13 protein-coding genes are annotated in these 12,441 nt (G+C 63.3%); 4 read left to right on the top strand and 9 right to left on the bottom strand.

Annotated features, from left to right (window positions below):
* Positions 1-13: 13 nt before the first annotated feature.
* Genes AC0L2P_RS05755 through AC0L2P_RS05740 form a run of 4 tightly spaced genes read right to left on the bottom strand, consistent with a single transcriptional unit; the run spans position 14 to position 3,742 of the window.
* Positions 14-1,162, bottom strand: a complete 1,149-nt coding sequence (locus tag AC0L2P_RS05755) for an ABC transporter permease (RefSeq protein WP_473500263.1) — start codon at positions 1,160-1,162, stop codon at positions 14-16.
* Positions 1,159-2,079: an ABC transporter ATP-binding protein gene (locus AC0L2P_RS05750; protein ID WP_473500262.1), complete on the bottom strand. Its 921-nt coding sequence runs from the start codon at positions 2,077-2,079 to the stop codon at positions 1,159-1,161. Before AC0L2P_RS05750 ends, AC0L2P_RS05755 begins: the two co-directional genes overlap by 4 nt.
* Positions 2,076-3,029 carry an HlyD family secretion protein gene (locus AC0L2P_RS05745; protein ID WP_473500261.1) on the bottom strand — a complete coding sequence of 318 codons (954 nt, stop codon included), beginning with the start codon at positions 3,027-3,029 and terminating at the stop codon, positions 2,076-2,078. Before AC0L2P_RS05745 ends, AC0L2P_RS05750 begins: the two co-directional genes overlap by 4 nt.
* Positions 3,026-3,742 carry a DUF1956 domain-containing protein gene (locus AC0L2P_RS05740; RefSeq protein WP_473500260.1) on the bottom strand — a complete coding sequence of 239 codons (717 nt, stop codon included), beginning with the start codon at positions 3,740-3,742 and terminating at the stop codon, positions 3,026-3,028. The genes AC0L2P_RS05745 and AC0L2P_RS05740 overlap by 4 nt, the downstream gene beginning before the upstream one ends.
* Before the next feature lie 86 nt (positions 3,743-3,828).
* On the opposite strand from AC0L2P_RS05740, the gene AC0L2P_RS05735 reads away from it, so the two are divergent.
* Positions 3,829-4,302, top strand: coding sequence for a CYTH domain-containing protein (locus AC0L2P_RS05735; RefSeq protein ID WP_473500259.1), 474 nt, complete (start codon positions 3,829-3,831; stop codon positions 4,300-4,302).
* Complete coding sequence (locus tag AC0L2P_RS05730) at positions 4,299-5,246, top strand: CHAD domain-containing protein (protein ID WP_473500258.1); 948 nt, start codon at positions 4,299-4,301, stop codon at positions 5,244-5,246. The genes AC0L2P_RS05735 and AC0L2P_RS05730 overlap by 4 nt, the downstream gene beginning before the upstream one ends.
* Before the next feature lie 250 nt (positions 5,247-5,496).
* Here the strand turns inward: AC0L2P_RS05730 and AC0L2P_RS05725 are convergent, their stop codons facing one another.
* Complete coding sequence (locus tag AC0L2P_RS05725; protein ID WP_473500256.1) at positions 5,497-6,303, bottom strand: helix-turn-helix domain-containing protein; 807 nt, start codon at positions 6,301-6,303, stop codon at positions 5,497-5,499.
* A 115-nt stretch (positions 6,304-6,418) separates the two neighbouring features.
* On the opposite strand from AC0L2P_RS05725, the gene AC0L2P_RS05720 reads away from it, so the two are divergent.
* Positions 6,419-7,279: an NHL repeat-containing protein gene (locus AC0L2P_RS05720; protein ID WP_473500255.1), complete on the top strand. Its 861-nt coding sequence runs from the start codon at positions 6,419-6,421 to the stop codon at positions 7,277-7,279.
* Here the strand turns inward: AC0L2P_RS05720 and AC0L2P_RS05715 are convergent.
* Positions 7,276-7,962 carry a phosphatase PAP2 family protein gene (locus AC0L2P_RS05715; RefSeq protein WP_473500254.1) on the bottom strand — a complete coding sequence of 229 codons (687 nt, stop codon included), beginning with the start codon at positions 7,960-7,962 and terminating at the stop codon, positions 7,276-7,278. The two genes, AC0L2P_RS05720 and AC0L2P_RS05715, sit on opposite strands and share 4 nt — an antisense overlap.
* A 14-nt stretch (positions 7,963-7,976) precedes the next feature.
* Positions 7,977-8,315 carry a hypothetical protein gene (locus tag AC0L2P_RS05710; RefSeq protein ID WP_473500253.1) on the bottom strand — a complete coding sequence of 113 codons (339 nt, stop codon included), beginning with the start codon at positions 8,313-8,315 and terminating at the stop codon, positions 7,977-7,979.
* 201 nt (positions 8,316-8,516) lie between these two features.
* On the opposite strand from AC0L2P_RS05710, the gene AC0L2P_RS05705 reads away from it, so the two are divergent.
* Positions 8,517-10,535, top strand: a complete 2,019-nt coding sequence (locus AC0L2P_RS05705; protein WP_473500252.1) for a PhoX family protein — start codon at positions 8,517-8,519, stop codon at positions 10,533-10,535.
* A 186-nt stretch (positions 10,536-10,721) separates the two neighbouring features.
* Here the strand turns inward: AC0L2P_RS05705 and AC0L2P_RS05700 are convergent, their stop codons facing one another.
* Both AC0L2P_RS05700 and AC0L2P_RS05695 read right to left on the bottom strand, forming a co-directional pair.
* On the bottom strand, positions 10,722-11,483 hold the full coding sequence (locus AC0L2P_RS05700; protein ID WP_292656992.1) for an ABC transporter permease: 762 nt from the start codon (positions 11,481-11,483) through the stop codon (positions 10,722-10,724).
* A 14-nt stretch (positions 11,484-11,497) separates the two neighbouring features.
* On the bottom strand, positions 11,498-12,424 hold the full coding sequence (locus tag AC0L2P_RS05695; RefSeq protein WP_473500251.1) for an ABC transporter ATP-binding protein: 927 nt from the start codon (positions 12,422-12,424) through the stop codon (positions 11,498-11,500).
* Positions 12,425-12,441 lie beyond the last annotated feature (17 nt).

Here is a 12,441-nt window from a genome sequence, read left to right as displayed (position 1 = left end):
TCGATCGTTTGACCTAATCCAGCGTCCGGCGGAACCGCACCAGCGCAATGCCGGCAAACAGTGCCACGAAGATCACCAGCCAGCCGATCTCCGTTGCCACCGCCGGCAGCTCGGCGCCCTTCAGCATCACAGCGCGGATAATGCGCAGGAAATGCGTCAGCGGCAGCACCTCGCCGAAAATCTGCGCCCAGTCCGGCATGCCGCGATATGGGAACATGAAGCCGGACAGCATGATCGATGGCAAGAAGAAGAAGAAGGTGAGCTGCAGGGCCTGCATTTGCGTGCGTGCGATCGTCGAGATCGTGTAGCCGAGCAGCACCAGTGCCAAGACGAAGATCAGGACTGCGGTCAACAGCAGCGACATCGACCCGGTGAAGGGTATGGCAAACAGAAGCTTCGAGGCCGCCAGCACCACCAGCACCTGCACGGCGCCGACCGCCAGATAGGGCAGCACCTTGCCCAGCATGATCTCGAGCGGGCTGGACGGCATCGCCAGAAGGTTCTCCATCGTGCCGCGCTCGGTCTCGCGCGTCAGTGCGATCGAGGTCATCATCACCATCGTCATCTGCAGGATGACGCCGAGCAGGCCGGGCACGATGTTGTATTGCGAGACGGCTTCCGGATTGTAGCGCCGGTGCACCACCACCTGGAGCTGGCCGCGGGCAGCTTCGGCCGCCGTCTCCTGCATGCCGCGTGCCCTGAGCAGTGCCTGGTTGGCGACGGTGCCGAGCGTCGAGATGGCGCCGCTGGCGACGGCCGGGTCGGTCGCATCCGCCTCGATCAGGATCTGCGGGCTGTCGCCGCGCTCGACCCGTCGGGCAAAATCGGCGGGAATGGTGACGACGAAGGCGACGTCGCCGCGTGCCATCAGGAATTCGGCTTCGGCGGCACTTTGCGCGACGTGGTCGAAGCGGTAATAGCCGGTGGTCTGCAGCGCCGAAACCATGGCCCGCGTGTAAGGATCGCTGCTCATCGCAACCAGCGCTGCCGGCAGGCTCTTAGGATCGTTGTTGATAGCATAGCCGAACAGCACCAGCTGCATCAGCGGCACGCCCAGCATCATAGCGAAGGTGATGCGGTCGCGCCGCATCTGGATGAACTCCTTGATCAGCAGCGCGCCTAGCCTGGCGAAGGAAAAGATGCTGTTTACACCATTTTTCATCCCATGTTGTCCTTCGAACCGGACATGAACTGGATGAATACATCCTCCAGGCTGGTCTCGCCGGGCGATACCCTGACGCCCTCGTGCTCCTTCTCGATGTCGGCGAGCGCTGCCTGAAGCGCCGTCCTGTCGGAGCCGACGACATGCAGCGTCGCGCCGAACGGCGCCACCTGGTCGACGCCGGGGCGGCCATGAAGTGCGGCAGCGACCTGATCGAGCCGCGGCCCTTGCAGGACGAAGGTGGTCAGCCCGGCATTCCTCACCACGTCCTCGACCGTGCCAGTGGCCAGCATCTTGCCGTAGGAGATGTAGCTGATGCGATGGCAGCGCTCGGCCTCGTCCATGTAATGGGTGGAGACCAGCACGGTCAGCCCGCCGCTCGCCAGCCGGTGGATCTCGTCCCAGAATTCGCGCCGCGCCTTCGGGTCGACGCCAGCTGTCGGTTCGTCGAGCAGCAGCAGTTTCGGCTTGTGCATGATGCAGGCGGCCAACGCCAGCCGCTGCTTCCAGCCGCCGGACAAGGTGCCGGCCAGCTGCTTCCTGCGCGATGTCAGGCCGAGCTCCTCAAGCGTCTTGGCCACATGCTCGTCGAGCGGCTTCAGCCGGTAAAGCCGTGCCACGAATTCGAGGTTCTCGCCGATCGTCAGATCTTCGTAGAACGAGAATCTCTGCGTCATGTAGCCGACTTCGCGCTTGATCCGCAGGCTGTCGGTGCGGATGTCGAAGCCCAGAACCGTGCCTTCACCCTCATCCGGCGTCAGCAAGCCGCACATGATGCGGATGGTCGTCGTCTTGCCTGAGCCGTTCGGCCCGAGGAAGCCGACGATCTCGCCCTCGGCCACCGCCATGGTCACATGATCGACGACGGTCTTGTCGCCGAAGCGTTTGACCAGGCCGTGCACGTCGATAACGTTCATTTTGCGATGTCCGCCAGATCGACATCGACGATCTGGCCGGGCTGCAATGCGCTGGCGTCGCCCTCAGGCCGCGCTTCGACCAGATAGACCAGCTTTTGCCGGGTCTCGAGCGAGTAGATCACCGGCGGCGTGAATTCCGGATCCGGCGACACATAACTGACGCGTGCCCTCACGCCCGATCCGCAACCGTCGCAATGGACGTTGAGCAGCGTGCCGACCTCGACCGACGAGAATGCGCTTTCCGGAACATAGACGCTGAGCTTCACCGCGCCATCCGGGAGCATGGAGATGACCGGCGCGGTCGGCCCGGCCGTATCGCCGGGATAGCGGATGACATCATTGACCCGGCCGGGCGAGGGCGCCGCCAGCACGCGCTTCGACAGCCGCCATTGTGCTTGCTCCAGCGCCGATCGCGCCTGCCTGACCTGATTGTCGGCGGCCTTGATCGTCTCGGGGCGCGCCGGCAGGCCGCCGACGGCGAGATTGGCCTCCGCCTGGCCGACCTGCGCGTTGGCCGTCTCCAGCGTCGCGGAAGCCGTGTCGTAGTCGGCCTGTGTGCCGGTGCCGCGTTTGAACAGATCGCTGGCGCGGACGTATCGGCGTTTGGCGTCTGCGGCTTGCGCCTTGGCCATGTCGACCTGCGCCTTGAGCACCGCGATCTCTTCCGGCCGCTTGCCGACCTGCAGGTCGGCAAGTTGCGCCTGGGCCTGCGCAAGGGCCGCCTCGGCTTGTGCGATGGCGATCTTGGCGTCGGCGTTTTCCAGCGTCACCACCGGCGTGCCGGGCGCGACGCGGTCGCCGCGCTTGACCGCAATCGTCTCGACCTGCGCCACCTCGATCGGCGCCAGCAGGACATAATCGCCCTCGACGTAGCCGACGGCGAGCGGTGCCGCCGGCGCGCAGGCGCTGAAAAGCTGGGCGGCAAGCGGCAAAGAACAGAGCAGGCTCATGATCCACGATCCTTCCGGGCAGCCAAATCGCGCCGCGCTAAAATCGCGCTGAGATTGTCGGTTACTATTGCCGCGATTTTGCCGGCCTCATCATCGCCGATCTCGCGCCAGCCCATCCGGCGCATGACTGCCTCGCGGCCTATGCGGAAATAGACGACCTGGCCGATCAGCGTGAATACGGTGAGTTTTGTGCGCTCGCCCTCGGCCGGCTCGCCCGTCGCCTGTTCCCAGATCAGGCAGAGCCGGTGATGCGCCGGTTCGAACACGCCGTCATAGATACGGTCGAGCGCGGCGGTTGGATGCGACAGCTCACGCAGGACGAACTGTACAATCTCGCCGGCCTCCGGCCTTGCCGCAATGAAGGCGACCATCCGCTCCAGCGCGACGGCCAAATGTGCTCGCGCGGCCTCGGGACCCGCCAATGCCGCGGCCGGCGCTTGCAGATTGCCGATCGCCTGGCCGGCAACGGTCTGGATGGTGTCGACGATGTAGTCGGCCGCGGCGTTGCGGAGCCCTTCCTTGCCGCCGAAATGATAGGCGATCGAGCCGATATTGGCCTTGGCTTCAGCCGCGATCTGGCGCGTCGACGTGCCGTCGAAACCCTGGCGTCCGAAAAGCTTCAGCGCCGCGCGCACGAGTGCCGTCCGCGTCATATCTGCGGCGGTCTTGGGCGCCTCATCAGGAAGGCCTCTGGCGCTGGACGATTTGATCATGGCCAGCCATTTAATCAATCGAATGATTAAAGTCAAGTGCGGTCAAGCGTCTTGCCAACTCTGGCCGTGCGCGCTTTAGTGCCGCCATGGGCAAGGAAATCGAGCGTAAATTCCTGGTCTCAGGGGAGGAATGGCGGGCAATGGTCGAGGCGGACATTCATATCCGTCAATTCTATCTTGTCGCCGACCCTAGCCGCACGGTGCGTGTGCGCATCAGCAACGACGCCGCCGCCATGCTGACGCTCAAGTTCGGCAGCCAGGCACGGAAGCGCGATGAATTCGAATATCCGGTGCCGTTGGCGGAGGCGCAGGAGATGCAGGCCTTTGCCATCGGACATGTCATCGAGAAGACGCGCCACCATGTTAGACACCGCGCCTATCTCTATGAAGTCGATGTCTTCGGCGGGGTGCTTGCGGGGTTGGTGATCGCCGAGCTCGAGACGCCGGAGGATGTACCGCACGAAATGCTGCCAGATTGGCTCGGCCGCGAGGTCACTGGCGAGTCGAGATTTTACAACGCGTCGCTCGCCCTTGGGGGGATTCCGGAGATCGTCGCATGAGCTTTCGTATCGATCCGCGCGTGTTGCTGACCGGCGAGGTCAGGCGCATCCTCGCCGAGGAGATCGGCAAGGCGATCGACCAGCTGAACGCGGCGCGTGACAGGCCCGAACAGGGGCTGCACAAATGCCGCAAACGGCTGAAGAACGTCCGCGCATTGCTGCGCCTCGTTCGTTCCGGTGACGAAACATTCTGCGTGACCGAGAATCAGTGCTACCGCCAGGTGGCGGCACTGCTTGCCGGTCCGCGTGAGGCGACCGCACTGGTGGAAACAATCGACCGGCTAGCGGCAAGCTTTCCCGAGCAAAGTGCCGGCGGTGGCCTCGATGCCGTGCGTGACAGGCTCGTCGCGCGCCAGCATGAACTGCATGGCGGAGCAGGCCTCGATGCTGCGCTAGGCGCGGCGATCGCCGTTTGCGAGGAAGGTGTCGCCCGGATCGACAAGCTCGCTCTGCCCGACCAGCCGGAGCAGGCTGCCGACGTGCTCGCCGAAGGCGCGCGCACCACTTTGCGCCGCGCCAGGAAAGCGCTGGACAAGGCGAATTCGCGCGGCGAAGCCGATGACTTTCACGATCTGCGCAAGGCGGCCAAGACGCATGGCATGCATCTGTCGCTGCTCGGCAGACTGTGGCCGACGCCGATCAAGACGCGGCGCAAGGCCGTCGACGAATTGGGCGAGCGGCTTGGCGAACTGCACGATGTGTTCGTTATGCGTGCGCTCCTCGATGCCGAGGACCAGCCGCTTGGCCCCCCTGAGGACACGCGGTTGCTTGCCAAGCTGCTGAAGCGCTCGGAAAAGAGCCTGAAAAAGACCTGCCTCGCCGAGGCGGCCGAGCTTTTCGGCGACAGTCCGAAGCGCTCGACGAGGAAGCTTGCCCGCAAGGTGCGCGACGATCTCACGGCGGTACCGCAGCACGAAGACGCCGGCGCGCCTGGCGTGGGCTGATCATGGTCTAGTTTGCCGCCTGTGGTAATCGCCGTCTGGCGTGACCGAGCCCGGCGACACCTTCTGGACCGACTTGGCCGCTGGCTTGAAGGCCGACTGCAGGAGGAATCGCCCGGCTACGAAACGCCGTTGGATCTTGTTTGAGCAGGGGACCCTCTGAGAACTGGTTTGCGGCCGATACTCAGGTGTAAGAAGCTCAGTCAGATTGTCTGCCGTCAACAGCCCGGACACGGTCGTTCTGCACTTTGACTTAGGCTGGCTGAGGGCGTCGTCCGTTTGCGGCGGCAGCAACTCGATGGTCCGCCCGTGCGCCGGCGTCGCGCGGATGCGGCCCGATCGGCATGATCACCGGGAACGGCGTTGCGCCGAACGCAAACGTCCATTTGTAGCCGACCAGCCCGTCTTCGGGCGTCGTATGCTGGTCGTGATAGGCAAGCAATTTGGCGCGCTCCGCCAATTCCTCCGCCTCGCGCCTGACCATTTCCGCCGTTTCCGGCCGCATCCGCCTGGAGAAGCTGACGAATGTCGCCTCGCGCTCGAGATGGGTGATGGCCCAGCCGATGAAATTCTTGTTGGTCGTCTCGAACAGCGGCCGCAATGGCCCGTCAAAATTCCACTGGATCGGCGCCTCGACCAGCAGCCTTACCGACAGGCCGCGACCGAGCGCGACCAGGCCGAGTTCCTCGAGGTCGCGCAGATAGAGGAACATCGAAGCCTCGCTCAATCCTTGTGAGCGCATGATGCCTTCGGGCGTGAATTTCTCGGAAAGCATGACAAAGACGAACAGCAGCGCCGGCCGCCCGGCGAGCTTGCGCTCGATCTCCGGCGCGATCTGGTTGGCAGGTCCTGGTCCTCTGTTCATTGAGCCGAGCACGTTTTCCAGCTCCACGCCAGCGGCAGCGCAGATATCCACCAGCCGGTCGAGCTTGCAGTTGCGCTCGTGGAAGATGCGTTTCACCGTCGGCTCGGAAACGCCCATCCGCTCGGCAAGGACGCGGTAGGTCACGCCCTTGGCCTTAAGCGTCCGCTTTAGGGCGTCGAAGATCAGGCCGTTCATGGGATGCACCTCTTTTGCGCGATCTGGTATCGGTATTCGGTACTAGCCCTAATGGATCTTCCCGAAAAGTATCGAAAAGCCTAGCTCTCCGCCAGTCCATTACAGGAGACCAGTCATGAAAAGCCTCTTCACGCCGATACTTTTCGCCATCGTGGGCATCGCGACCGCGCCGGCAGTTCAGGCCGCTGAACTCTGGCGCGCCGGCGGCCTCGAGCAACCTGAATCGGCGCTGTTCGACGCCGCCGGCCAGCGCGTTATCGTCTCAAACATCGTCGGCAATCCCGGCGAAGCCGACGGGAACGGCTATCTGTCGATCCTGTCGATGGACGGCAAGCTAGTCACGCAACATTGGACCGACGGCATGGACGCGCCCAAGGGCATGGCGATTGCCGGCGGCAAACTCTACGTCGCCGACATCACCCATGTGCGCGTCGTCGATCTCGCAAGCGGCAAGCTAGCGTCGACGATCGACGTGCCGAACGCCGTCTTCCTCAACGACGTGACCGCCGACGCGTCCGGCAAGATCTACGTCACGGATATGCTTGCCGATGCGATCTATCGCATCGACGGCGACCGGCCCGAACTGTTCGTCAGGGATGCAGCGCTTGCTTCGCCGAATGGGATCTTCGCCGATGGCGGCCGGCTGATCGTCGCCTCCTGGGGCAAGGGCATCAAGCCCGACTTCAGCACCGCGGAGCCGGGCGGCCTGCTCTCCGTCGATCTCGCCACCAAGGCAATTGCGTCACTGCCCGGCGCCGAAAAATTCGCCAACCTCGACGGCATCGTTGCCATCGGCGGCAGCATCTACGCCACCGCGTATATGACCGGCACGCTCTATCGCTACAAAGCCGGCGACACGCCACAGGTGGTTGCGACGTTCAAGCCGGGCAGCGCCGACATCGGTACCGACGGCAAGTCGACCATCTTCGTGCCGCTGATGAATGGGGGCGAAGTGGTGGCGTTGGGGCTCGACTAAGCGAGCCATCGCTGTAGGAACCGTGCCGCAAGCCAGCACAGCATCGCCCAGGCAAAGCCGGCGCACCAGCCGGCCAGTACGTCTGATGGCCAGTGGACGCCGAGATAGATGCGGCTGATGCCGACCACCACCGTTGTCAGCACCGCCAGCCCGAGCACATAGATTTTCGTTGTCGGCCCGGGCAAAAACCGCGCCGCCATGCTGCCCAGCGTCAAATATGTCACCGCCGACAGCATGGCGTGGCCGCTTGGAAACGAAAGCGATGCCACGTCGGCGAGATGCGAGACCAGATCGGGACGCGGCCGGTCGATATCGAACTTGAGCAGGCTTGACAGGAGCTGGCCGCCCGCTACCGCGACGAACATGAGAAGCGCAGCGCCTGGCCTGCGGATAAGCAGCAGATAGACGATCATTGCTGCCGTGATCAGCACCAGTACGCTGGCGCTGCCAAGGCTGGTGATGTCGCGCATTGCTCCTTCCAGCCACGGCGGTCCGATCGGATTGTCGGGCTGGCCGGCCTTGCGGAAGGCGAGGAGGATTTCGGTATCAAAGGCATGCGGCGTGGTGGCCCGCGCCAACTCCATCAGCTCCTCGAACCCCCACAGCCCGCCGGCAATGACCAGCCCGGCCAGCAGAACCGGGAACTCCAGCCAGTTGCGCAGCCTGCTTGCAATCTTCTTCATCGGCCCGATCGCAGTTACAGCCTTTGCAGATAGGGCCCGAGGGTGATCAGCGCCACAGCTGCGATGGCAAGCACGATGCCGGTTGCCTGCAAGGCATTGACGCGCTCGCCGAAGAAGACCAACGCCACCACATTCACCGACACCAGCTGGATCACCGCCGACAGGCTGAACGACACCGACATGCCGAATTCACGGATCAGCCTCAGCATGATCAGATTGCCGAGCGAATAGAGCGCCAACGTCAGCACGATCTTGCCGAGGCTCGGCGCCAGCCCCCACTGTTTTGCAGCCATGGCCGCCAGCAGGAAGATCACCGTCGAAATGCAGAGCTGCCCAAGTCCCCAGAAACTCACTTTTTGTTCCTCCCGATGCGGTCGTTGCGCGCCTGCCGCAGCTCTTGTTTCCGAAGCGCTGGTCGCGGTCAAGCGGGCTGACGTTGGATACCAAATCGCAGGTGGTAATTAGCCGGCGTGTCATTAAACTGTGACCTGCCGGCGATACCGGGTTGGACAGGCAACACGCTCCAGCAATATATCAAGCCAGAGGCAGGCCCCATGACTGAACAGCGCTCGACCGAACATCGCTCCCCTGACGCCCATTTCCGCACCAGCCTGCTCGAGGAAAACGACGGGCCAGGAGCCAATCCCACCGACAACCGCACCATGGGTGAAATCATCGCGGCGCGGTTCTCGCGCCGTGGCTTCCTCAAGGGCTCGCTTGCCGTCTCGGCCATAGCCGCCACCGTCAGCCCGCTGGCGCTGATCACCGCCGACAACGCCCGCGCCGCCGAAGGCTCCGCCTTCGCTTTCGACGAGCTCGAGGCCGGCATAGACGACAAGCATCACGTCGCACCTGGCTATGACGCCGATGTACTGCTGCGCTGGGGCGATCCGCTGTTCGCCGATTCGCCCGAATTCGATCCGACAAAACAGTCGGCGGAGGCCCAGGCCAGACAATTCGGCTACAACAACGACTATGTCGGCTATATCCCGATCGGCGGCTCGGCCGAGCACGGCCTGTTGGTGGTCAACCACGAATACACCAATCCGCACCTGATGTTTCCGGGCATTGTGAAAGTCGGCGAGAAGGACGGCAAGAAAGCGCTCGAAGTGGCGCCACTCAGCAAGGCACAGGTCGATGTCGAGATGACGGCGCATGGCGGCACCATCGTCGAGATCCGCAAGGTATCAGGCAAATGGCAGGTCGTTCGCGACGGCAAGCTCAACCGCCGCGTCACCTCCAATACCGAGATTGCGCTCTCCGGCCCCGTCGCCGGCCACGACCGCGTCAAGACCAGCGCCGATCCGACCGGCACGAAGGTCATCGGCACCGTCAACAACTGCGCCGGCGGCGTCACGCCATGGGCCACCTATGTCATGGCCGAGGAGAACATCCACGGCTATTTCTCGGGCGAGCTGCCGCAGGGCCATAAGGAAGCCGCCAATTACAAGCGCCTCGGCATTCCTGAAGGTGCCTATGAATGGGCAGCGCATTACGACCGTTTCGACATCGGCAAGGAGCCGAACGAGCCGAACCGCTTCGGCTGGATCGTCGAGGTCGACGTCCAGGATCCGACTTCGGTGCCGAGGAAGCGCACCGCCATGGGCCGCTTCAAGCACGAGGGTGCCGAATCGATCGTCGCCAAGGATGGCCGTGTCGTCTTCTATCTCGGCGACGACGAGCGCTTCGACTATGTCTATAAGTTCGTCACCACAGGCAAGTTCAACCCGGACGAGCGCGCCGCCAACATGGATTTGCTCGATGACGGCACCTTGCATGTCGCCAAGTTCGCCGACGATGGTTCGGTCGAATGGCTGCCGATCGTCTTCGGCCAAGGGCCGCTGACGGCGGAGAACGGCTTTGCCAGCCAGGCCGACGTACTGATCGAGACGCGCCGTGCTGCCGACCTGCTCGGCGCCACCAAGATGGACCGTCCTGAGGACATCCAGCCCAATGCCGCCAACGGCAAGGTTTACGTCATGCTGACCAACAATTCGAAGCGCAAAGCCGATCAGGTCGACGCCGCCAACCCGCGCGCCGAAAATGCCTTTGGCCACATCATCGAGATCGTTGAGGACGGCGGCGATTTCGCTGCCACCAAGGGCAAGTGGGAGGTGCTCTTGAAATGCGGTGATCCCTCGGTTGCCGCTGTCGGCGCCACCTTCTCGACCGCAACCACGGCCAATGGCTGGTTCGGCATGCCGGACAATTGCGCGGTCGATTCGGCTGGCCGCCTCTGGGTCGCCACCGACGGCCAGGGCCCGAAGGCCACCGGCCGCACCGATGGTCTGTGGGCTGTCGACACGGAAGGGCCGGCGCGGGCGACCTCAAAGCTGTTCTTCCGCGTGCCGATCGGCGCCGAAATGTGTGGTCCCCTGTTTGCGCCGGACGACCAGACCGCCTTCGTTGCCGTCCAGCATCCGGGCGATGGCGGCGAGGACTGGAAGGCTTTCGGCCGTCTGTCCTATTATGAAGATTTGTCGACCCGCTGGCCCGATTTCAAGCCGGACATGCCGGTGCGCCCGGCGGTCGTTGCGATCACCAGGCAAGGCGGCGGCAAGATCGCGGTCTGACACGCAGCAAGGTCTTGCAGTCTCAAGGAAGGATTTCGGCTATACGAAATCCTTCTTTTCCTGATGCGGCATCCAAGCTTCGAGACGCCCAAGCGTTCGTTCCGGTCATCGGGCCCAGGCCTATATCGCCTTCGGCAAGGAAACGTCGATCGATAAGGCTACTTCGCCGGGGCAAGGCCCGTTCGATCAGTTGCGCAGCCGGTAGCCGGTCCTGAAGATCCAGGCGACGATTGCTATGCAGACGAGCAGGAAGACCACGGTCATGCCGAGACTGACGCCGACCGAAACGTCGGACTTGCCGTAGAAACTCCAGCGGAAGCCGCTGACCAGGTAAACCACCGGGTTGAACAGCGTCACCGTGCGCCAAATGCCCGGCAGCATGTTGATCGAATAGAAGCTGCCGCCTAGGAAGGTCAGCGGAGTGATGATCAGCAGCGGTACCAGCTGCAGCTGCTCGAAGCTCTTCGCCCAGATGCCGATGATGAAGCCGAACAGGCTGAAGGTCACTGCCGTCAGCACCAGGAAGGCAAGCATCCAGAACGGATGCTCGATCGTTAGCGGCACGAACAGCGAGGCCGTCGCCAGGATGATCAGGCCAAGCACGATCGACTTTGTCGCCGCACCCCCGACATAGGCGATGACGATCTCCAGATAGGACACAGGCGCCGACAGCAATTCGTAGATCGAGCCGACGAATTTCGGAAAATAGATGGCGAAAGAGGCGTTGGAGATCGATTGCGTCAGCAGCGACAGCATGATCAGCCCCGGTACGATGAAGGCGCCGTAGCTGATGCCGTCGATCTCGGTGATGCGCGAGCCGATGGCCGAGCCGAAGACCACGAAATAGAGCGACGTCGAAATGACCGGCGAAACAATGCTCTGCAGCACAGTGCGAAGGGCGCGCGCCATCTCCACCCGATAGATCGCCCATACCGCATGAAGATTCATGGCCGCGCGCGGGTTCATGCCTGTTTCCTCACCAGATTAACGAAGATCTCCTCGAGCGTGCTGCGTTCCGTGTCGATGTCGCGGAACTGGATGCCGGCCGCCTCGAGCTCGCGGATCAGCGAGGCGACGCCCGGCCGTTCGCTCTGGTTGTCATAAGTATAGGTCAGCTGTCCGCCATCCGGCGAAAGCTCCAGCGCATAGCTCGAAAAAGCGTCGGGAACGGCAGCCAGCGGGCTGCGCAGTTCCAGCACAAGCCGTTTGCGGCCGAGCTTGCGCATCAGCTCGGCCTTGTCCTCGACCAGCACGATCTCGCCGCGGTTGATGACGCCGACGCGGTCGGCCATCGCCTCGGCTTCTTCGATGTAGTGCGTGGTCAGGATGATGGTGACGCCGTCCTCGCGCAGCCGGCGCACCATCGCCCACATGTCCTGGCGCAGCTCGACATCGACGCCTGCCGTCGGTTCGTCGAGGAACAGGATGCGCGGCTCGTGCGACAACGCCTTGGCGATCATCAGCCGGCGCTTCATGCCGCCGGATAGCGTGATTGCCTTGGCGTCCTTCTTGTCCCAGAGCGACAGGTCGCGCAGCACTTTTTCGACGAACGCCTTGTCCGACGGCCTGCCGAACAGGCCGCGGCTGTAATTGACCGTCGCCCAGACGCTCTCGAAGGCGTCGATGGTCAGTTCCTGCGGCACCAGCCCGATCAGACCGCGCGCGGCGCGGTAGTCGCGGTTGATGTCATGGCCGTCGACTGTGACGCTGCCCGACGAGCGGTTGACGATGCCGCAGACGATCGAGATCAGCGTCGTCTTGCCGGCGCCGTTTGGCCCGAGCAGCGCAAAAATCTCGCCGCGCACAATGTCGAGATTGATCTCCTTCAGCGCCTGGAAGCCGGTGGCGTAGGTCTTGGTGACCCCGGAAATCGAAATGATCGGCTGCATGGCTGAAAACGGCTGCT

It is taken from the genome of Mesorhizobium sp. WSM4836, assembly GCF_055811815.1.
This window is presented reverse-complemented; position numbering and strand designations above follow the sequence as displayed.